We start from the raw sequence: 19644 nt of genomic DNA on the forward strand, positions 1-19644 counted from the left end.
GGCTCACATTCCGCCATGGTGTCGGCACGGAGCGAGGTCCCGGTGAGACCGAGGTTGCCGTCATGTCAACACCAACCGAGCATTGGGGACCAGGCTCGAGGGCAAGATCACCATTGAGTGGCAGAAATGCTCGGAGTTAGGCTGTTACAAACAACTATGTGCAGGAGTTGCTAGCTGATGAGTGATCTTCGGTTTGGTCTGGTGGGTCTCGGTGCCCGCAGCCGCCTCGCGCAGTACGCCCACAAGCCCGGCGAGGGCTCCGCGATCGTCGCCGTCTGCGACCCGGTCGCGGCCCAGCGGGACCTGGCCCTCGAGCGCTACCCGGATGCGACCGCGTACGGCGACCACGCCGAACTGCTCGACCAGAAGCTCGACGGGGTCTTCCTGACCACGCCGGACGACCTGCACGAGCAGCCGGCGATCGACTTCCTGCGGGCCGGCGTCCCGGTCTTCGTGGAGAAGCCGCTGGCGATCACCACGGACGGGTGTGACCGGGTGCTGCAGGCGGCGTACGACTCCGGCGCGCGGCTGTACGTCGGGCACAACATGCGGCACATGCCCGTCGTCCTGACCATGCGCGAGCTGATCCAGGCCGGCGCGATCGGCGACGTGAAGGCGATCTGGTGCCGGCACTTTGTCGGCCACGGCGGCGACTTCTACTTCAAGGACTGGCACGCCGATCGCAGTCGCACCACCGGACTGCTGCTGCAGAAAGGTGCCCATGACATCGATGTGATGCACTGGCTGGCCGGCGGCTACACGACCCGGGTGAACGCGATGGGCGCGCTCACCCTGTACGGCGGGATCGAGGACCGGCTCGACCGGTCGGGGGAGCGGTTCAAGGACTTCGTGTCCGAGTCCAACTGGCCGCCGCTGGAGCAGAAGGGTCTGGCGCCGGTGATGGACGTCGAGGACCTCTCGACGGCGAATCTCCTGCTGGACAACGGCGTACTGATGACCTACGAGCAGTGCCACTACACGCCGGACTACTGGCGCAACTACACCGTGATCGGCACGCACGGCCGGTTGGAGAACTTCGGCGACACCGCCGGCGGTGTGGTGAAGGTCTGGAACAGCCGCCGGTCCGGGTACCGCGAGGATGCCGACCAGGTGGTCGAGATCTCCGGCGAGTCCGACCACCACGGCGGCGCCGACCCACACCTGGTGGCCGAGTTCGTCCGGTTCGTCCGGGACGGCGGGACGACGCTCACGTCCCCGGTCGCCGCCCGGGCCGCGGTCGCGGCCGGGTACGCGGCAACGATGTCGCTGCGCTCGAACGGGACCCCGATGGACATCCCGCCGCTCGACCCCACCCTGATCAACTACTTCGACAACGGCCAAGTGCGGTGAGGTAGCATCCCGGTCGTGACCTGGTACGCCGCAGTGCGAATGCTGAGCCCTCGATGCGGAGGACTCTAGCGGCGTAGGCGCATGTGCTTGCAGCGAGAGGCCCCCTGTGCCGGGGGCCTCTCTCATTTCCCCACTGTGGGAGCTCGGAGTATGTGCCAGAGGCGGGATTTGAACCCGCACGCCCGGGGGCACCGGCACCTAAAGCCGGCGTGTCTGCCGTTCCACCACTCTGGCCGGGGGAGCCGCCTCCCCTCGGACAGACATCCTAGGGGAGGCGGCGCCGTTCAGCGGCTTTGCAGGGCGTCGATGAACACCTGGCGGAGGTCGCTGGGGTTGCGGGCGACATACGACTGGCCGCCGGTGGCCGCGGCCAGGGTGCGGAGCTCGTCCGGGTTGGCGTCGGGGCCCATGCCGAGGGCGATGATGCGGATCGGCTTGGACGGGTCCTTCATGCCTTCGAGCGTCTTCACGGTCTCCTGCAGCGTCGGGCTGCCCGGGTCGTCGTTCTTGCCGTCGGTGAACAGCAGGATCGAGTTGACCGCGGTGGAGACGTACTGGTTCCGGACCGCGCGGACTGCCGCGATGGCGGTGTCGTACAGACCGGTGCCGCCGTTCGGGACCGGCTTCTGGATCTTCAGCTGGGCGACGATCTTCTGCCGCTGCCGGTCCGACAGTGGGGCGATCGGGACCAGTTCCTTGTAGTCGCTGCTGCCGTCCGTGCCGATCCTGGTCGAGAACGTCCACAGGCCGAGCGACGCGCTGTTCGGGAACAGGGCCAGGCCGCCGGTGGCCGCCTCGATGGTCAGCTGCATCCGGGTCTTGCCGCCGACCTTGTCGCCCATCGAGCCGGAGATGTCGATCACCGCGAGCGAGTGGGTGGACAGGGAGAGCCGGGTCCAGTTCAGCAGCGTCTTGTCGACCGCCTCGGCGGTCGGCTTGCTCAGCTGGCTGGCGTCGCCGACGCCACGGCCGCCGCTGAGCGCGCTCATCGACCCGTCGCGGAAGCCGGCGTCGTCGCGGGCCTGCCCGTAGGCGTCGGAGAGCATCTCACCGGCCAGCGCGTTGGCGGCCGAGGTGGCCTGGTCGGTGTCGGACTTCGCCGTGACCGCGATCGGGTAGTCCAGGTACAGCGTGCCGGTGGCCGGTACGACCGCCTTGAGTTGCGCGTCGGGGTGCCCCTCCTGGTACTTCACGAAGCTCTGCTCCGACGCCGGTACGACGACCTGGCTGCCGTCCGCCGCGGCGCGGCCGAACAGCGAGTTGACGTCGGTGTACGGCTTGGCCATCGAACCGAGGCGCTGCGCCAGCGGCACGATCAGCCCGCTCACCGCGGTGTCGGACGCCGAGGTCTTCTGCCGCTCCGACTGGATCGCGAGCAGCGTGAGCGCGCCGGTGGAGGTGTTCAGCGGGTCCAGCAGGGCCGGCTCGACGCCGGCCGTGCCGAGGCTGCGCAGCCAGGACGAGGTGTCGGCGAAGTTCGAGTTCCGCCCGACCAGCACCAGCGGGGAGGTCGCGATCGACGGTACGACGATCTTCGGGATGCTGTCCCCGTCATCGGCCTGGGCGACCCACAGCGACGAGTCCGGGACCCACAGGTCGGGCCGGTTGTCGCTGCCCTTGGCGACGTCCTGGGCGACCTTGGCCGAGGGAGCCGCGGTGATGGTGAACTGCAGACACGGAGTACCGTCCTGACCGCCCTTGCCCGCCAGCGACTTGGCCGCTGCTTCGAGTGAGGACTGCATCTCGGGCGTGGTGCTCAACTGGATCTGCGTCGGGTCGTTACACGACTTGCTGCCGCCGAGGAAACCGTCGGCTCCCGACTCGGATCCGAAGGAGCGAACCACAAACACGGCGCCCAACGACAGCACCAGTAGCCCGACCGCGGTGATGTACACCGAACGGCGGTTGTTGTTACTTCGCGTCACCGCAGAGGAATGTTTTCCCATCGCGGCAGGTCCCTCCCTCCCAGAGGCTGACTGCGCGCGCAGATTACCCGGTTTCTGCTGGTCACGGCGAAGGTTGCAACGGTTCTTGACACACCCGTCGCTGGACGCGGGTGGTCCAGGGAGTACCGCTCTTTCACAGGAACGCTGGAAAAATCACCGACGGTAGTTCTTCCACTCCGATCCGGTGAGATCTTGGTGTGATCCAAATCACATCAAGACTTTCTCTCAAACGCCCGTTCCATGGACCAGCCGCATGAAACGGTCGGAGGTTTCCCTCTGCGGCAGGTCCTGACAAGGTTGTCTTTTCGCGATCTGGCTCAGAGGCCGAGGTCCTTGCGGAGCTTGGCGACGTGCCCGGTGGCCTTCACGTTGTACTGCGCCAGCGCGATCTTGCCCTCGGGGTCCACGACGAAGGTGGACCGGATCACGCCGGTGACCTTCTTGCCGTACATCGTCTTCTCGCCGAAGGCGCCGTAAGCGGTCAGGACGTCCTTGTCCGGGTCGCTCAGCAGCGGGAACGTGACGCCGTCCCGCTCGCGGAACTTGGCCAGCTTGGCCGGCTTGTCCGGGGAGATCCCGAGGACGGCGTACCCGGCGGCCTGCAGCGAGTCGAGCGAGTCGCGGAAGTCGCAGGCCTGCTTGGTGCAGCCCGGCGTCATCGCGGCCGGGTAGAAGTAGACGATCACGTTCTTCCCGCGCAGATCCTTCAGCGCCACCTCGTTGCCGTCGGCATCGGGAAGGGTGAAGTCGGGTGCGGTGTCGCCGGCCGACAGACGTTCGGACATCAGGCCCTCCACGGGGATCGGATCAACTGCCGCAATGGTACGTGCGGAGCCCCCGCTAGCCTGAGCGCATGCGGGCCATGACAGTCACGCCGGGGAAAGCCGACTCGGCCAGGGTAGGAGCAGTAGGGGAGCCGCCCGCCGGTGATGGAGCGGTCCTCGTGGAGGGGCTGTTCACCGGCATCTGCGGGACCGACATCGAACTGGTGTCCGGAGCGTTCGGCAGCGGTAGGCCGGGCTCCGATCACCTCGTCATCGGCCACGAGTCGCTGGGGCGAGTGCTGGAGGCACCGGAGGGCTCCGGCTTCAACGCGGGAGACCTGGTCGCCGGTGTGGTCCGCAGGCCCGATCCGGAGCCCTGTCCGGCCTGTGCGCGCGGCGAGTGGGACTTCTGCCGCAACGGGTTGTACACCGAGCGCGGCATCAAGGAGATGGACGGGTACGGCGCTGAACGCTGGCGCGTGGACCCGTACTTCGCCGTACCCGTCCCCAGTGAGCTCGGGCACCTCGGCGTACTCGTGGAGCCGGCCAGCATCCTCACCAAGGCGTGGGAGCAGGTGGACCAGGTCGGCGCGCGGTCGTGGTTCGGGCCGAAGCACGTGCTCGTCACGGGCGCCGGATCGATCGGGTTGCTGGCCGCACTGATCGCAACGCAACGCGGGTACGACGTACATGTCCTGGACCGGGTCGTGGACGGGCCGAAACCGGAGTTGGTGCGGGCACTCGGTGGGACGTATCTGACCGACCTGGACGACCTGACCGTCGTACCCGACGTGGTGATCGAGGCGACCGGGGCAGGGCGGGTCGTGTTCGACTGCGCGAAGCTGCTCGGGTGGGCCGGGGTCATGTGCCTGACCGGGATCGCGCCCGGTCCGGCGTCGATCGACGTGCAACTCGATGCGCTCATCCGGCAGCTGGTGGTTCGCAACGCGGTGCTGGTGGGGTCGGTGAATGCGGCCAAGCGCCACTACGCGGACGCCGTGGACGTGCTGGTCGCGGCCGACCGGTGCTGGCTCGAGCGGCTGATCACGCGGACCGTGCCGCTGTCGGACTGGCCGTCGGCGCTGGTCCGTGAGCCGGACGACATCAAGGTGGTCGTGGACTTGCGGGGATGACCTGCGAGGATGGGACTACGCAGGGCAGCCCCGGCCATCCCGGGGCAGGCCCGGACGAAAGAAGGGAGCGCCGACAAGTGTCGGACACGAAGGCCACCAAGGCTCGGACCGCCGAGCAGATCGAGGCGGACATCGCCGCCACCCGGGCGCGCTTGGCCTCGACCGTGGACGAGCTGGTCGACCGCGCGAACCCGAAGAATGTCGCCCTGCGGCAGGTCGAGCAGGCCAAGGCCCAGGTGTTCGACGAGAGCGGCCGGCTGCGCACCCAGAAGATCGTCGCGGTCGGCGGCGCCGCGGTCGGCGTGCTCGCCGTCCTGCTGCTGATCCGCCGGCTGGTGGGTCGCCGGTGACTTCTCGCAAGCGGCTCTCCGACGACAAGCTGCCGATCCGGATGCTGCACGACCGGGTGCTGGTCTCGCTCGAGGCCGAAGGTGAGCGCAAGTCGTCGGCCGGCATCCTGATCCCGGCCACCGCGCAGATGGGCCGCCGGCTCGCCTGGGCGAAGGTGGTCGCGATCGGTGCCAACGTTCGTACCGTCGAGGTCGACGACCGGGTCCTGTTCGACCCGGAGGACCGGGCCGAGGTCGAGGTCCGCGGCGACGACTACATCCTGCTCCGCGAGCGTGACCTGCACGCCGTCGCGGCCGGCCGCCTCGAGGACGGCCAGACCGGCCTTTACCTCTAGTCCAGCTGGTAGAGCCGCCGGGCGTTGTCCCGGCCCCACAGCGCGGCAACCCGTACGGCGTCCTCGGCGGACCAGTCGCCTTGGTCGACGAAGCCGCCGAGCACAGACGCCACCGCGCGCCGCCACAGCGTGGCTCCGAGGAAGTGCAGCTCGGCCGGACCCCACGCGTCGGAGGAATAGAGCAGCTTGGCGTACGGCGCCAGCTCCAGACCCTCCGCGAGTACGGCGGCTGCGCGCGCTCCGACGTACATAGTGGTGAGGCCGAGGTCGAAGCTCACGTGCGGGAAGGCGTGCGCGAGGTAGCCCGCCTGGCGGTGGAACGGATAGCAGTGCAGCAACACGACCTGTGTGCCCAGTGGCTCGACCAGGCGGAGCCACTCGGTCAGGAGCAGCGGAGTGGTCTTGTGCAGGTTCAGGTCCGGGTCACCGAAGCCGACGTGCAGTTGTAGCGGCAGACCGCGGCGTGCGCCGGTCCAGAGCAGCCAGCGGAGGAGCACCGGGTCGCTGACTCGTGCCGGCCCATCGGCGTACCAGCGCTCCAAAGCGGTGGCGACTTCTGCAGCAGTGGGCTCGGCTGGATCAAAGTCGAAGCCATGGCGGTAGGCCACGATGCTCTTCAGCCCGACCGCATCGGCGGTCCGCTCTTCCAGCCGTCGCGCCAGCGCATCCGGTACGGCGGCCACGGTGGACTCATGTGCGGCGACGTACTCGAGCTCTGACTCCAGCCGGACCACCTCATGCGCGCGAGCCCCGCTCAGCTTGGCCAGTTCGTCCACACCGGTCACAGCGTCGCCGAGGTAGCCGGTGTCGACCAGGTAGTCGCTCACGCCGGCTGCGCTGAGGAAGAGCCGGCTCAGTGAGGCCTCGTCGTGCTGTGCCCGTGCGGCCAGGTAGTCGTCGGCCGACGCGTGGGGAGCGAGTCCGAGCAGGGGAGCACAGTGCTTACGGATCGCGAAGCCCAGTTGGGAATCGAACGTCGACATCCACGCCGGGACCGGACGGTCCGACTCGGTGATCAACTGCTCGAAACCCGCCCGGTCGAGCGGACCCTTCGCCACGCCGTGCACGTGGTGGTCCACCAACGGCAGGCTCGCCAGGTGGTCAGCGAGCAGCATGGCCGGCCAACCGGAACCGGGGCGGGACTGTGTCCTCGCCGAGCACCAGATCGCGGACGAACGCGCCGATCAGCGGCACGAACTTGAAGCCCTGACCGCAGAACCCGACCGCGACCGTGATGGGGCCGGCCCGGTCGATGACGAAGTTGTCCGACGGTGTGTTGTCGTACAGGCAGCTGATCGCCGTGGACTTCCCCGCATCCAGACCGGGGAACCAGTCCTCGACGTACCGCAGCAGCTCGGCATCCCGCTCCGGCTCCACCGCGAAGTCACGGGTGTCCGGATCGACTACTGGACCAGTGGCGTGCAATCCGACCTTCACACCTGAGCCCGGCTCGTACAGCCCGTAGCTGAAAGGACCGGAGTGCACGAAGCTCGGCCAGTCCAGGTCGTCCGACACCGGTGCGAAGAACCGCGGCTGCTCCTGCGTCACAGTGAACGCCGGCAACGGCACCAGCCCGTTCAGCAGCTTCGGAGCCCACGACCCAGCCGTCACCACGACCTGTCGCGCCCGCACCGCACCACCCGGTACGTCGAGCTCCACCAGTTCGTCGTGGACGCGCAGCGCCCGCACCGGCGACTGCACTCGGAACTCAGCGCCCAGCCGTGTCGCCACCGACTGCAGCGCCTTGACGGTGCGATCGGCGTACAACCGTCCCGAACCAGGCTGATACAGCACCGGTGTTTCGAACCGGAACCCTGACCAGCGCTCCGCCGCCGCTGCCGGCGTGAGGACCTCGCCGGTTGACGCATGCAACGACCGGAACGCCTCGACCGTCGCGTCGTCCACACCGTGGTCGATCCCACCGGTCACCTCGAAGAGCGTCTCGCCCGAGTCCGCCTCCAGGTCGCGCCACAGCGGTCGCGCCTGCTCGGTCAGCCGCGCGACCTCCGCGTTGTCCGCGGCAGGGCGGAAGAGGCGCGTGCCACCGTGTGATCCACCACGGTCGTGCCCGAGCGTGTACTGCTCCAGTACGACGACCTCACGCCCGGCCGCCGCCAGTGCACGAGCCGCGGCCGACCCCATCGCGCCGGCGCCCACCACAGCCACGTCGTACGTCATCGCTCACCCCTTCGCGCGCCCCTCGCTGTCGTACCGGGCCTGCATCAAGCCTTCCACCACCTGGTGGTCAGTGCGCGCCGAATCGTGCAGTGCGGCCATCGTGCCCACCCGGTCGCCTTCGGTCCGATTCTGACCCATTCTCGCGGTGTGAGCGCCCGGCGTCGGTGCGGCCGGCGGGCGAGGGAGAATGTCGGGGTGATCTTCGAGACCTCCAGCCGGTTGCCCGATTTCCCGTGGGACAAGCTCGCCCCCTACAAGCAGAAGGCGGCCGAGCATCCCGACGGCATCGTCGATCTGTCCATCGGCAGTCCGGTGGACCCGGTCCCGGACCTGGTGAAGAAGGCCCTGGCCGACGCAGCCGACGCCCCGTCGTATCCGACCACCCTCGGTACGGCGTCCGCCCGGCAGGCGGCCGTGGACTGGATGGCCCGGCGTCTCGACGTCACCGGAGTGGACCCGGAGACCGGAGTACTGCCCGTGATCGGCACCAAGGAGCTGATCATGCTGCTGCCGACGCTGCTCGGCATCGGCGCCGGCGACACGGTCCTCATCCCGGACCTGGCGTACCCGACGTACGAGGCCGGTGCGGCGCTGGCTCGCGCTCACAGCGTGCCCGTTGCGGACCCGACGACGTACGACGGCCGAGTCCGGGTGGCCTACCTGAACTCCCCGCGCAACCCGTCCGGTGAGATCACCTCTGCCGACGATCTGCGTCGTGCGGTCGAGTGGGCGCGGGCGAACGACGTACTGCTTGTCAGCGACGAGTGCTACACCGAGTTCGGCTGGGACGAGCGGCCGGTGTCCGTGCTGCATCCGGACGTGTGCGGCGGCAGCTTCGACAACCTGCTCGCGGTGCACTCGCTGTCCAAGCGGTCCAACCTCGCTGGGTACCGGGGTGGGTTTGTTGCCGGCGACACCACGGTTGTTGCCGAGCTGCTCGCCGTACGCAAGCACGCCGGTCTGATGGTGCCGTCGCCGATCCAGGCCGCCATGGCAGCTGCCTTCGCGGACGACGTACATGTGGAGGAGCAGCGGGCTCGCTACCTGCGCCGCCGCTCGGTCCTCCGCGACGCACTGACCGGCGCCGGCTGGGACATCACCCTCTCCAACGGCGGTCTGTACTTGTGGGCCTCGCATCCGTCGTACGACGCCTATGGCTCGGTTGGGGCTCTGGCCGACCTCGGAATCCTCGTGGCCCCCGGAGCCTTCTACGGGACCGCGGGGGCCCGCCACATCCGCGTTGCCCTCACCGGCACCGACGAGCGCATCGACGCAGCGGTGAAAAGACTGCAGGAGTGACAGAACTTCCCCGGTGGGTGTGACGTCTTCTGGTGTGACTGCCTCTTATGTGGGTAGTGAACCCAAGGAGGGGGAGGCATGCATATGAGGTCGCGTTCCATCGGGGTGGTTGCGGTACTGCTGCTGGGGGTTGTGGTGCCGGTCGGCTCCGCGCAGGCGGCTGATGATCCGTCTGTGACGCCGGGAGTCGCCGAGGCGACGACTCCGGCTGCCGAGCCGACCACACCGGCGGTGGAGCCGACCACGACGCCGCCTGCTGAGGTTGAGACGACGACGCCTCCTCCGGCTGAGGAGCCAACGCCCACACCAACACCAACGGCGGCGTGGTCCATCACGCTGAACCAGCCGGCTGCCTCCTGGGAGGACAAGCCGACGGTGTTCACCGGGAAGATCAGCCAGCCGATCACCGGCTCGTACATCACGCTGTGGCAGCGGGTCCCGGGCGCGTGGGTGCTGCGCGGGTCGACCCGCACCACGACCGGTGGGGTCTACAAGTTCACGTACACATCGGCGTCCACCGGCACCTGGGCGTTCCGGACCATGATCGGCGTGAAGGACACGACGGCACTCGCGATCTCGGCGTACCGGACCGTCCCGATCCAGGACCGCAAGATCGTGATCAACACGCCGGCCGCCTGGTACGCGACGCTGACCGGTGTGTCGGTCAGCGGCCGGATGACGCCGGCCGAGCCGGGCAAGGAGCTCGCGCTGCAGGACTACCTCGGCAGCGGCAAGTGGCGCCTGCTGAGCATCGCCACGATGGATGCGGCGGGCAACTTCCGGCTCCGGGTCCCGGACGACATCCCGTCCACCCGGACCGTGCGCGTGCTGACCCGCTACGTCAGCCAGCCCGCGATGGAGTACTCCGGCCTCGCCAAGATCGTGATCAAGGCCGCACTGAACCCCAAGGTGTACGCCGTCTCGGCCACAATGGTGCCGAATACGTACCGGGCCGGGTGCCCGGTCAAGCCGTCGTCACTGCGGTTGCTCCAGCTGAACTACTGGGGCTTCGACGGGAAGGTGCACCGTGGTGAGCTGATCCTGCGAGACGCCGCGGTGTCGAAGATGATCACGGTGTGGACCTCGACGTTCGCATCCAAGTTCCCGATCCGGCAGATGCGGCGGGTGGACGTGTTCGGTGGCAGTGACGTCAAGTCGATGGCGGCCGACAACACGTCGGCGTTCAACTGCCGGCGGGTCACCGGTGATCCGTATTCGCTCTCACCGCATTCCTACGGCTGGGCGATCGACATCAACACCGTCGAGAACCCGTACCTGGCCGCGAACGGGGTCTGGTACCCGTCGAACGGGCTCGCGTACCGCAACCGCTCGGTGTCGCGTCCCGGCATGCTCTTCACGAGCAGTGTCGCCACCAAGGCTCTGGTTGCCCAGGGCTACTTCTGGGGCGCCGGCTGGGCCAAGCCCGACTACCAGCACTTCGAGCCGAAGTGAAGACTGTCGTAGTTGCTGGACTGTCGGCGCTGTTGCTGGCGGGCTGCAGCTCTGGGTCACAGTCGGTGCCTCAGGCTGCTCCGACAGCAGCAACCCCGATTCCCAGCACTGTGGGCGGCACGGTGCCACTGCCCACCAACACGTTGAGCACTGTGAAGCCCACCGACGCAGCGGTGCCGCCTGAGCTTCCAGAGCAGGCAACCGCGCCACCGCCGGCCACTGCCGGACCGCTGAGCGCTCGCAACCTCCCGGCGCCCGAGAAGCTCGGCGCCGGCTGGAAGACGTACGCCGACCCGGGTGGCGCCGAGGCCGGGTTCCTGGGCAACAACACCTGGACCCGCAAACGCGACCCCCACCAGGCCGCCTTCGAAGCCTTGCCTTCCGGCTGCTCCGGCGCTCCGGTGACCGGCTCCCTCCCAGTCCCGCAGCACGCGCTGGCCGGCACCTACCGCACCGCCGACGCCCTCCCCGCCACGGCGCTGCTGCTCCGCTTTGCCAACTCCACCAACGCCAAGGCGTACTACGACGGCTACCACGCCCGCATGACTGCCTGCGGCACCGGCGGCGACCTCTCCGTCAAGCAGCTCTGGTCCGACGACACCGCAACCGCCGCCACCCGCACCTACGCCGGCGCCGAGTCCTACGTGGACATCTCCACCCTCCAAGGCGCCACCGTCGCGCTCCTCGCCACCACCTCCCCCCACCCCGAATCCCAATCCCCCTGGGCCCAATCCGTAATCCCCACTCTCAAATCCACTATCGACACTCAATAATCAGCCTCGGCTCCCGCTCCCGCTCTCGGCGCCGGAGGCGTCATGCTCTTCAACTCGAGCGAGAAGCTGTATTACCTTTCAGTATTGTTTGTCCTACACTCCGGTTATGGGTGACTTCGACCGGTATGCCCGCTTGACCGCGGACCTCGACGCGCCGTACGCGGTGATCGACCTCGCCGCCTTCCGCCGTAACGCCGACGACCTGGTCCGCCGCGCCGCCGGTACGCCGATCCGCATCGCGTCGAAGTCGGTCCGCTGCCGCGCCCTGATCAGCGCCGCACTCGAGCGCCCCGGCTTCCACGGTGTGATGAGCTACGCCCTCCCGGAAGCCCTTTGGCTCGCCCACAACGGCGTCGACGACATCCTCCTCGGCTACCCGACCACCCACCGCGCCGCTCTGCGCGCTCTCGCCAAAGACCCCGAAGCGGCCGCCCGCATCACCCTCATGATCGATTCACCCGACCACCTGGCGTTCATCAAGTCGGTCACCACCGGCGGCGCGCGCATCCAGGTCTGCCTCGACGTCGACGCGTCCCTGCGCATCCTCGGCCAGCACCTCGGCGTACGCCGCTCACCCCTCCGAACCCCAGCAGACGTCGCCGGACTCGCCCGTACGGTTGCCGCTGACGACGCCTTCGAACTGGCCGGAGTGATGTTCTACGAGGCCCAGATCGCCGGCCTCCCCGACACCTCACCCGCCGTCCGCTGGGTGAAGCGCCGCTCCGCCGCCGAACTCGCCGAGCGCCGCGGCGCGGTCGTCGACGCGGTCAAGCAGTATGCGCCGCTGCGGCTCGTCAACAGCGGCGGCACCGGCAGTCTCGAGGTCAGCAGCGCCGACCCGGTAGTCACCGAAGTCACCGCCGGCTCCGGCCTCTACGGCCCGGCCCTCTTCGACAAGTACGACGTCTTCCAGCCGGAACACGCGGTCGCCTACGCGCTGGACGTCGTACGGCGTCCTGCCCCACGGATCGCCACACTCTTCGGCGGCGGCTACGTCGCGTCCGGCCCGGCCAAGAAATCACGCCTGCCGTCGCCGGCCTGGCCGTCCGGATTGAAGTTGTTGGGCACAGAAGGTGCCGGAGAAGTGCAGACTCCGGTCCTTGGGAGTTCCGCCGATGCGTTGCATCTTGGAGACAGAGTTTGGATGCGCTATGCAAAGGCGGGCGAAATGCTGGAGAGATTCGATGTCCTACACGCGATCGACGGCGACGAGCTGACCGACCTCACCACCTACCGAGGCGAGGGGAAGAACTTCGGATGAGCACCTGGCGGAACTGGGCCGGCACCGAGTCGGCCACGGGTGTCGAGATCCTCCGACCGTCGTCGACCGACGAGCTCGCCGCAGCGGTGAAGTCCGCTGCCGAGCAAGGCAAGAAGCTCAAGGCCGTCGGCTCCGGGCATTCGTTCACCGGCTGCTCCGTGCCCGAGCAGGTGATGGTCCGGATGGACGGCCTGTCCTCGATCATCCATGCGGACAAGGATTCCGGCCGCGTCACCGTCGGCGCCGGCACCGGCCTGCGCAAGCTCAACGCCGGCCTGGCCGCCTTCGACCTCGCGATGGCGAACCTCGGCGACATCGACAAACAAACCATCTCCGGCGCGATCTCCACCGGCACCCACGGCACGGGCGCCCGTCTCGGCGGCCTCGCGACTCAGGTCGTAGCCCTCGACCTGGTCACCGCCGACGGCTCGATCCTGCATTGTTCAGCCGAGGAGCACCCGGATGTCTTCGCCGCCGGCCGCGTCTCGGTCGGCGCCCTCGGCGTGATCAGTGCCCTCACCCTCCAGTGCGTGCCGGCCTTCCTTCTTCACGCCCAGGAGATGCCGCTCCCGCTGGGCGATGTCCTCGACGGTTTCGATGAATTTGCCGGCAGCAACGATCACTTCGAGTTCTACTGGTTCCCGCACACCGACATCGCGCTGACCAAGCGCAACAACCGCGTCGGGCCCGGCGTCGGCCCGTCCCCGGTCGGCCGTGTCCGCGGCTGGGTCGACGACGAGCTCCTGTCCAACAAGGTCTTCGAGCTGACCAACCGACTGGCGGTCCGACGACCCGGCCTGGTTCCCCGGATCAACCGCATCGCGTCCCACGCCCTCTCGGCCCGCGAGTACGTCGACGCGTCGTACAAGGTCTTCTGTTCCGAACGCAACGTGGTCTTCCGCGAGTCCGAGTACGCCGTACCCCGGGAGAACGTGGTCGACGTCATCCGCCGCCTCCGCGACTGGATCGACACGTCAGGCACCCGCATCCCGTTCCCGATCGAGGTCCGCGTTGCCGCCCCCGACGACATCTGGCTCTCCACGGCGTACGGCCGCGACACCGCCTACATAGCCATTCACCAGTACCACCGCCTACCCCACGACCCGTACTTCCAAGCCTTCGAACGCATCGTCTCCGACTACAACGCCCGCCCCCACTGGGGCAAACTCCACACCCTCACCGCCGAAGATCTCCGCACTCGTTACCCCCACTTCGACGACTACCTAGCGGTCCGCACCCGCCTAGACCCCCAACACATCTTCGAGAACCCTTACACCCGCCAAGTCTTCGGATAAACCCAACCGCCGAGCCTACCTCGGCGGCTTCCTGTTCGGGCAAGGTTGTTCACGAGGTGGTGCGGCGGGAGCTAGCCTGCGGACATGAACTCTGTGGAGGGGCTCGAGCCTGTAGTCGAGGACTGGCAGAAGGCGTTGGCTGTGGTCGCGCATCCGGACGACCTGGAGTTCGGGTCGGCGGCGGCGATCGCGCGGTGGACCGGGCAGGGGAAGGAGATCGTGTACTGCCTGCTCACGTCCGGCGAGGCGGGCATCGACGGCATCGCGCCCGCCGAATGCGGTCCGCTGCGAGAAGGTGAGCAGATCGAGTCCGCCCGGATCGTCGGCGTCTCGACGGTCGAGTTCCTCGGTCAGCCCGACGGCACCATCGAGTACGGCGTCGCGCTCCGCCGCGTCATCACCGACGTGATCCGCCGGCACCAGCCCGAGATCGTGATCACCAACAACTTCCGCGGGACCTGGGACGGCGACGTAGTCCTCAACCAGGCCGACCACATCAACACCGGCCACGCCACCCTCGACGCTGTCCGCGACGCCGCCAACCGCTGGATCTTCCCCGAAGCGGGCGACCGCTGGAGCGGCGTACGCCAGGTCTGGGCCACCGGCTCCCCACAAGCTCGCCACGCCGCGGACACCACCGACACCTTCGACATCGGCGTCAAATCCCTCAAAGCCCACAAGGCCTACATCGACGGCCTCAACTGGCCGCACTTCGACCCGGAAGAATTCCTGGAAGGCACCTCCCGCCCCGCGGGCACCCGCCTAGGCACCAAGTACGCCACCCGTTTCGAGGTCTTCACCCTTTAACCGAGGCGAACAACCGTCGCCCACGAGTCATCGGATATTTGTCGACGCCCCGTCAGTCGCGGGGGAGTTCGAGTGATGCCTGCAGGTGTGGAGGTGCGGGCTTCGGGCGCCGGGGCTCGCGGTCGCCCGAGGTGTCCGGGCCAGGCGGGTTGTTCGGGCCGACCCAGGAGCGGACCAAGTCGCGGCCGCCCTTGCGCGTCATACGGAGGAGGTCGATCTGCTGGACCTGGCTGGCAGGGATGCCGAGCTGGGCAAGGCTGCGGTTCGCCATTTCACACGCGGTGTCGTGCTTCCGCGGCGAGAGCTTCTGCTGCAGCACGACAGCAATCGTGCCGTCGGGCAGATGCTCGACCCGCTGGAACCGCATGCCCTTGTCGAGGGTGCACGAGTTGAAGGCGAGCTCGAGATAGTCGGAGTCGGACAGCCGTCGATCGGTCTGAGCGCGAGCAATTACTTCATACAGGGCCATACCCCGATCATCCGCCCCCACCCACCCGTTTTCCAGAAACCCACAATCCGGCCCATCCAGGCAGGCGCTTCCACTCGGCCGTGCACCAGGCTCGCGGGCATCTCGTCCCGGGTCGGCATCGGCGTCCTGCTCAGACACACCAACTGCGGTAGGGAGGGCTCACGAGTGGTCGCTGGTGGCCCGGGCTGGCCGATCCGCTGCGAGATGCCGCGGGTTGGCTCCCCGTCGTACTCCGGCTGCCATGGGCCGTTCAGATCCGCCCGCCCGTCTGGGGGTGGTCAGTGGAGTGCGTTGATGGCGGTGGCTACCTGGGTGGGGCTGGAGATGAGGGTTAGGTGGTTGGCGTGGGGGATGAGGGTGGGGGCGGGGGCGCCTATGCGGGTGGCGGTTTCGGTGGGGTTGCCGCCGTCGGTGTCGAGGGCGCCGAAGACTACTGATTTGGGGATCGGGAGATCGCGGAGGTGGGCCAGGCGGTCGGCGGAGACTGCTGGGATGCCGTGGGCTGTCATTTGCCAGACCGCCTTTTCGGCTCCGGGCTGGCGGAAGGGGCGGGTCCACTGGTCGACATCCGGCGCTGGGCAGTCGGGGGCGCAGGCGCTGTTGTAGATCTTGCGGATCAGCGAGTCGGAGCCTAGGACGAGACGAAGCAGAGTGGTGCGGTACGGCGGCACGATCACGCGCCGCAGCCCGGGACCGCCACCGGGGAGAGGCAGACCGTCGCCGTCGAGGAACATGATTCCGCCGACGCGAGTCGGTGCCTCCAGCGTGGCCTCGGCGACGACGCCGGCGCCGAGGGAGTGGCCGACGAGGATCGGCCTCGGCTGCCCGGGGCCGCCGAGGTGCATTGCGTCCAGGAAGCCCAGGAGCTGACTGGCGAGATGCTCGATCGTGTACGGCGCTCTGCGCTCGCTGTAGCCGTATCCGGTGATGTCGTACGCGTAGACCCGGTGATTGGTCGCCAGCACCGGTACGAGCCGGGACCAGGTGTCGACTGACTCGGCCGCGCCGTGGACGAGCACCACCGGCGTGCCCGTCGTACCCCAAGTGTCGTAGCGGGTGTTGACGTCACCTGCCTCGACGAACTTGAGTCCGGGTGGTGGGGCGGCGGTTCCGCCGGTCAAGGCGTTGTAGCCGAGCGATGCTGCTGTGACGATCAGCCAGAGGCCGAGGATGGCCAACAATGCCCGGCGCAGGAACCGTTTCACAGCCCAAGTCTCGCCGCCGCCTCAAGCGGGGCGTCTGTGGGTATGGCGATGCCCCGAGGCGGACTGCTCCGCGATCTCGTCGGCGAGCAGCGGGCCGGTGACGGCTACAGAGGGAGGAGGCGCTGGGATTCGGCGAGGACGGCAGGGGAGGCCAGGGACTGCCAGCGGGGGATTTGCTCTTGGAGGAACGGGCGGAGCTTCGGGGCCAGGGCCGGCGCGTGGTCGAGGACGTCGAGTTCGTTGACGATGGTGAGATCGACGAAGTCGCGGAGGTCGGGGGTGCTGAGCTCCTCCGACGTACCGGTGAGGCGGTCGGTGACGGTGTGATGTTCGGCGAGGTCACGCCAGGTGGTCTCGCGTTCGCAGGAGCCGTAGCGGTAGACGATCAGCTCCGCCTCCGGGCCGATGACAGACTCCAGGACTGGGCGCTCCGTCTGCCAGTCGAACAGGTGGGTGGGGAAGCCATCGGTTCCGTACGCAGCGTGGGCGAGGCCGGCCAGGACGAGGGTGTCAGATGCGCCCAGGGTGGTCAGGCGCTTGGCGACCCGATGGAGATGCACGTAGAGGCTTCCGCCCGCGTGATCGAGCTCGTCGGCGCCGCGCACCATCAGCAGCGAACCCAAGTCCTCAAAGGTGCTCATCTGACCCCTTCTCGACGCGGAGCGGTCAGGGCCCTGCGGACCGGCCCAGGCACCTACGGTAAAGCCAATCCACCACCCCCGCCCACACCTGCGGCGTGCCGTTTCCGTCACACCTAGTTCACTTCCCCTTCCCCCAAACGTGTGCTTGAGCAGGCGCTGGTCAACCGCCCCACAACAACCCCACCCGCGGACTCCGGCTCACCGACGCGATTCCGCCCGAGCCCCGCGAGTTGCCCGAGCCAGCGCCTGGAGGTTGGCCGAGATGCGTTCCGAGCCCGAGTGCAGGTGCTCGGCACCGTCCCCGACGCGGGCTGCGGGTTGGTCGCCGCCCCCCGGCCAGGGCTCGGGGGGCAGTGGGAATGGTTCAGACGCTCGCGGGTCCGAGGGATGCAGGTGGTTGAGAGGTTGCTGGCCGTGGGGTGCGGGTTGGGCAGGGTGAGGTGCGGGGTGGGGTCAGGAGTTTGCCGGAGAGGGGCCCGGAGTGGGCCCTGAAAGCGGTGGCCGGGTGTTCCGGTGGGGTGGGTGGGGGCGGGACGATTTGGGCATGAGCAACACTGCAGCTCGTTGGACGTTGGTGGCGGCCCTCGCTACTACGACGCTTCTTACTGCCACGGTTACCGGTCGGCTGGCGGCCGGGTCTGAGACGTCACCGCACGGCACTACTGTCAGTCGGGTGTCGGGACGCTGAGCGTTGCCTTGGGCAATGATGGGCTTGGCCGGTGGTCGTCCAGGGAAGGTGGACGGCCACCGGCCAAGCCGCTGGGAATCCCGCGCGTCCGAGCGGATCGGACCCGGGCGAGCGGGTTGATCCAGACGAGCGGGTCGCTGGTCGGGCCCGTGCGTCGTTTGGGGAGCGCGGGGTGATTGAGGTTCGGGCTCGTGGTGCGGTGAGCCTGGGAGTGGTCGGGGTTCGCGCCGTGATGCGGTGAGCGCGGGTTGGTCGGGTCTGTGCGCCGTGGTCCGGTGTGGAGCGGGTGATCGGGTCCGGGGCCCTGGGGCGGGTTTGCGCGGAGTGCTGGGGTCCAGGCCCGTGGTGGCTGGTCCGCGTGATCGGCTTAGGGCGCGGGTGGTCGGGGGTGCGCCGGTGGGGCGGGGCACGCGGGGCCGGTGGTGGCGTGCGCACCGCGGGTTGGGGTGCGCGAGGGGCCGGCCAGCGGGTTTAGTCGAGGTCGGCCAGGGCTTTGCGGGCGGCTTCTAGTTCGGCTTCCAGGGCGGCGACCTTGGCTGCTTGCTGGGCGCGGGCTTCTTCGATGACCTCGTCGATGGGAGTGGAGAGGTCTTCGTGGAGTTCCTTGGCGGCGCGGGAGACGGCGGCGGCCGCGACGGCGAGGTTGCGGGCGAGGAAGGTGGTGCCCTGCTTGAGCTCGGCGTGCCATTCGCCGTCGGCGGTACCGGTGACGGTGAGGGTCAGCTCCAAGGTCTTGGTCTTCTTGGCGGCCGCTTTCTTGGCGGGAGTCTTCTTGGGCTTCTCCTCGACGGGAGCGGCAGAGGAAGCGTCGGGCGCTGTGCTCTCCGGGGAAGGGACCAAGGCTTCGGGAGTGTCGGCGTCGGTGGACGGCGCTTCTGCTGCCAGAGTGTCTACAGTCATCGTTGCGGCGATCTCCTTCTGAACATCGCCCGCCGTGAGCGGGCTGGCGCTGAGAGTTTATTAGAACACACGTTCGACTTTCGTGCAAACCCAGCCGCGCAAAGTCAGCCGCATACGCTCAGCCGCGCACGCCGACCAGCTTCACCAGGAAGCGGTCGATCTGATCCCGCAACGGCGGAAGGTCGGCCTCCGGCTCGTTGATGCGGATCGAGACCGCGCCGTGCACGGCGGCGCGTAGGTCGAACGCGACGACGGCGGCGTCGCCGGCCGGCGCGAGGCCGGCGTCCATGCAACGCTGGACGGCCGCGGTCGCGCGGGTGGCGAGCTCCGCCTTGAAGATCAGGTGCATCCGCCGGTTCAGCGTGCTCTCGTGCAGCACCTTGTAGAGGCCGGCGTACTCGCTCGTCCAGGCGCTGAGGAACAGCAACCGCGCCCGTAGCCGCTCCACCGGATCGTCGCCGCCGCTCGCCTCGGCCTGGTCGAGGTCGCGGATCAGGTCCGCGGTGCACTGCTCGAGCGCGGCGAAGACGAGCTCGTCCCGATCGGCGAAGTGGATGTATACCGAGGTCGCCGCGATCCCCACCTCGCGAGCGACGGCGCGCAACGACAGGGCCTCGTCGTCGCCGAGCTCGTTCAGCATCCGCAGGGCGGCATCGATGATGTCGCGCCGCAGCAGTTCCCCTTGTCCCCGGCGATTCCGGCTCCGGGCTGCAGGTGTGGTCGCGTCCATGAATCCCATTGTATTGCAACACACGTTGCCCTACAGTCGTAGCACTACACCTGTTCACTTAAGGAACG

Annotated in this window: 20 protein-coding genes and 1 tRNA gene; 10 read left to right on the top strand and 11 right to left on the bottom strand. The window is 68.3% G+C overall.

The window, feature by feature from the left end; translation table 11 throughout:
* Positions 1–177: 177 nt before the first annotated feature.
* Positions 178–1350 carry a Gfo/Idh/MocA family protein gene (locus OG555_RS22805; RefSeq protein WP_329474545.1) on the top strand — a complete coding sequence of 391 codons (1173 nt, stop codon included), beginning with the start codon at positions 178–180 and terminating at the stop codon, positions 1348–1350.
* Positions 1351–1503: 153 nt separating this feature from the next.
* Here the strand turns inward: OG555_RS22805 and OG555_RS22810 are convergent.
* The 3 genes from OG555_RS22810 to bcp all read right to left on the bottom strand — a co-directional run bounded on the left by OG555_RS22810 (position 1504) and on the right by bcp (position 4081).
* Positions 1504–1584, bottom strand: a tRNA-Leu gene (locus tag OG555_RS22810).
* Between the two features lie 50 nt (positions 1585–1634).
* Positions 1635–3275, bottom strand: a complete 1641-nt coding sequence (locus tag OG555_RS22815; RefSeq protein ID WP_329474546.1) for a substrate-binding and VWA domain-containing protein — start codon at positions 3273–3275, stop codon at positions 1635–1637.
* A 338-nt stretch (positions 3276–3613) separates the two neighbouring features.
* The gene (gene bcp, locus OG555_RS22820) at positions 3614–4081 is read right to left on the bottom strand and encodes a thioredoxin-dependent thiol peroxidase (protein ID WP_329474547.1); all 468 of its coding nucleotides are present in this window, start codon (positions 4079–4081) and stop codon (positions 3614–3616) included.
* A 68-nt stretch (positions 4082–4149) separates the two neighbouring features.
* On the opposite strand from bcp, the gene OG555_RS22825 reads away from it, so the two are divergent.
* The 3 genes from OG555_RS22825 (at position 4150) to OG555_RS22835 (ending at position 5878) form a co-directional block, all read left to right on the top strand.
* Positions 4150–5193 carry a glucose 1-dehydrogenase gene (locus tag OG555_RS22825; RefSeq protein WP_329474548.1) on the top strand — a complete coding sequence of 348 codons (1044 nt, stop codon included), beginning with the start codon at positions 4150–4152 and terminating at the stop codon, positions 5191–5193.
* 77 nt (positions 5194–5270) lie between these two features.
* A complete protein-coding gene (locus OG555_RS22830) occupies positions 5271–5543 on the top strand; it encodes a DUF3618 domain-containing protein (protein WP_329474549.1) in 273 nt (90 codons plus the stop codon).
* Complete coding sequence (locus tag OG555_RS22835; protein WP_442914097.1) at positions 5540–5878, top strand: GroES family chaperonin; 339 nt, start codon at positions 5540–5542, stop codon at positions 5876–5878. The genes OG555_RS22830 and OG555_RS22835 overlap by 4 nt, the downstream gene beginning before the upstream one ends.
* Here OG555_RS22835 and OG555_RS22840 read toward each other — a convergent pair.
* From OG555_RS22840 to OG555_RS22850, 3 genes are read right to left on the bottom strand one after another with little or no spacing between them, the layout of a single operon-like run.
* Complete coding sequence (locus tag OG555_RS22840) at positions 5875–6993, bottom strand: amidohydrolase family protein (RefSeq protein WP_329474550.1); 1119 nt, start codon at positions 6991–6993, stop codon at positions 5875–5877. The genes OG555_RS22835 and OG555_RS22840 overlap by 4 nt on opposite strands.
* Positions 6980–8056, bottom strand: coding sequence for an FAD-dependent oxidoreductase (locus OG555_RS22845; protein WP_329474551.1), 1077 nt, complete (start codon positions 8054–8056; stop codon positions 6980–6982). Before OG555_RS22845 ends, OG555_RS22840 begins: the two co-directional genes overlap by 14 nt.
* A 3-nt stretch (positions 8057–8059) precedes the next feature.
* Positions 8060–8194 (bottom strand): hypothetical protein, encoded by a 135-nt coding sequence (locus tag OG555_RS22850; RefSeq protein ID WP_329474552.1) that lies wholly within the window; start codon positions 8192–8194, stop codon positions 8060–8062.
* A gap of 60 nt (positions 8195–8254) precedes the next feature.
* On the opposite strand from OG555_RS22850, the gene dapC reads away from it, so the two are divergent.
* The 6 genes from dapC to OG555_RS22880 all read left to right on the top strand — a co-directional run bounded on the left by dapC (position 8255) and on the right by OG555_RS22880 (position 14943).
* A complete protein-coding gene (gene dapC / locus OG555_RS22855) occupies positions 8255–9355 on the top strand; it encodes a succinyldiaminopimelate transaminase (RefSeq protein ID WP_329484858.1) in 1101 nt (366 codons plus the stop codon).
* Between the two features lie 84 nt (positions 9356–9439).
* A complete protein-coding gene (locus tag OG555_RS22860; RefSeq protein WP_329474553.1) occupies positions 9440–10807 on the top strand; it encodes a M15 family metallopeptidase in 1368 nt (455 codons plus the stop codon).
* 152 nt (positions 10808–10959) lie between these two features.
* Positions 10960–11580, top strand: coding sequence for a hypothetical protein (locus OG555_RS22865; protein WP_329474554.1), 621 nt, complete (start codon positions 10960–10962; stop codon positions 11578–11580).
* Positions 11581–11686: 106 nt separating this feature from the next.
* Positions 11687–12841 (top strand): amino acid deaminase/aldolase, encoded by a 1155-nt coding sequence (locus OG555_RS22870; RefSeq protein ID WP_329474556.1) that lies wholly within the window; start codon positions 11687–11689, stop codon positions 12839–12841.
* Positions 12838–14136 (top strand): D-arabinono-1,4-lactone oxidase, encoded by a 1299-nt coding sequence (locus OG555_RS22875; RefSeq protein WP_329474557.1) that lies wholly within the window; start codon positions 12838–12840, stop codon positions 14134–14136. Before OG555_RS22870 ends, OG555_RS22875 begins: the two co-directional genes overlap by 4 nt.
* 84 nt (positions 14137–14220) lie before the next feature.
* Positions 14221–14943, top strand: coding sequence for a PIG-L deacetylase family protein (locus OG555_RS22880; RefSeq protein WP_329474558.1), 723 nt, complete (start codon positions 14221–14223; stop codon positions 14941–14943).
* A 52-nt stretch (positions 14944–14995) separates the two neighbouring features.
* Here the strand turns inward: OG555_RS22880 and OG555_RS22885 are convergent, their stop codons facing one another.
* From OG555_RS22885 to OG555_RS22905, 5 genes are all read right to left on the bottom strand, one after another.
* Positions 14996–15412: a hypothetical protein gene (locus tag OG555_RS22885; RefSeq protein WP_329474559.1), complete on the bottom strand. Its 417-nt coding sequence runs from the start codon at positions 15410–15412 to the stop codon at positions 14996–14998.
* A gap of 278 nt (positions 15413–15690) precedes the next feature.
* Complete coding sequence (locus OG555_RS22890) at positions 15691–16617, bottom strand: alpha/beta fold hydrolase (protein ID WP_329474560.1); 927 nt, start codon at positions 16615–16617, stop codon at positions 15691–15693.
* A gap of 104 nt (positions 16618–16721) precedes the next feature.
* Positions 16722–17258: a DUF6817 domain-containing protein gene (locus tag OG555_RS22895; protein WP_329474561.1), complete on the bottom strand. Its 537-nt coding sequence runs from the start codon at positions 17256–17258 to the stop codon at positions 16722–16724.
* Between the two features lie 1159 nt (positions 17259–18417).
* The gene (locus OG555_RS22900; RefSeq protein WP_329474562.1) at positions 18418–18846 is read right to left on the bottom strand and encodes a DUF6319 family protein; all 429 of its coding nucleotides are present in this window, start codon (positions 18844–18846) and stop codon (positions 18418–18420) included.
* 118 nt (positions 18847–18964) lie between these two features.
* On the bottom strand, positions 18965–19576 hold the full coding sequence (locus OG555_RS22905; protein ID WP_329474563.1) for a TetR/AcrR family transcriptional regulator: 612 nt from the start codon (positions 19574–19576) through the stop codon (positions 18965–18967).
* Positions 19577–19644 lie beyond the last annotated feature (68 nt).

This window comes from Kribbella sp. NBC_01484 (genome assembly GCF_036227145.1).
Lineage (GTDB): Bacteria > Actinomycetota > Actinomycetes > Propionibacteriales > Kribbellaceae > Kribbella.

Excerpts from the sequence above, each read along its gene's own strand:
- OG555_RS22805 (WP_329474545.1), top strand. The coding sequence starts at position 178 with ATGAGTGATCTTCGGTTTGGTCTGGTGGGTCTCGGTGCCCGCAGCCGC.
- bcp (WP_329474547.1), bottom strand. The coding sequence starts at position 4,081 with ATGTCCGAACGTCTGTCGGCCGGCGACACCGCACCCGACTTCACCCTT.
- OG555_RS22825 (WP_329474548.1), top strand. The coding sequence starts at position 4,150 with ATGCGGGCCATGACAGTCACGCCGGGGAAAGCCGACTCGGCCAGGGTA.
- OG555_RS22840 (WP_329474550.1), bottom strand. The coding sequence starts at position 6,993 with ATGCTGCTCGCTGACCACCTGGCGAGCCTGCCGTTGGTGGACCACCAC.
- OG555_RS22845 (WP_329474551.1), bottom strand. The coding sequence starts at position 8,056 with ATGACGTACGACGTGGCTGTGGTGGGCGCCGGCGCGATGGGGTCGGCC.
- OG555_RS22850 (WP_329474552.1), bottom strand. The coding sequence starts at position 8,194 with ATGGGTCAGAATCGGACCGAAGGCGACCGGGTGGGCACGATGGCCGCA.
- OG555_RS22860 (WP_329474553.1), top strand. The coding sequence starts at position 9,440 with ATGAGGTCGCGTTCCATCGGGGTGGTTGCGGTACTGCTGCTGGGGGTT.
- OG555_RS22870 (WP_329474556.1), top strand. The coding sequence starts at position 11,687 with ATGGGTGACTTCGACCGGTATGCCCGCTTGACCGCGGACCTCGACGCG.
- OG555_RS22875 (WP_329474557.1), top strand. The coding sequence starts at position 12,838 with ATGAGCACCTGGCGGAACTGGGCCGGCACCGAGTCGGCCACGGGTGTC.
- OG555_RS22880 (WP_329474558.1), top strand. The coding sequence starts at position 14,221 with ATGAACTCTGTGGAGGGGCTCGAGCCTGTAGTCGAGGACTGGCAGAAG.
- OG555_RS22885 (WP_329474559.1), bottom strand. The coding sequence starts at position 15,412 with ATGGCCCTGTATGAAGTAATTGCTCGCGCTCAGACCGATCGACGGCTG.
- OG555_RS22895 (WP_329474561.1), bottom strand. The coding sequence starts at position 17,258 with ATGAGCACCTTTGAGGACTTGGGTTCGCTGCTGATGGTGCGCGGCGCC.
- OG555_RS22900 (WP_329474562.1), bottom strand. The coding sequence starts at position 18,846 with ATGACTGTAGACACTCTGGCAGCAGAAGCGCCGTCCACCGACGCCGAC.
- OG555_RS22905 (WP_329474563.1), bottom strand. The coding sequence starts at position 19,576 with ATGGACGCGACCACACCTGCAGCCCGGAGCCGGAATCGCCGGGGACAA.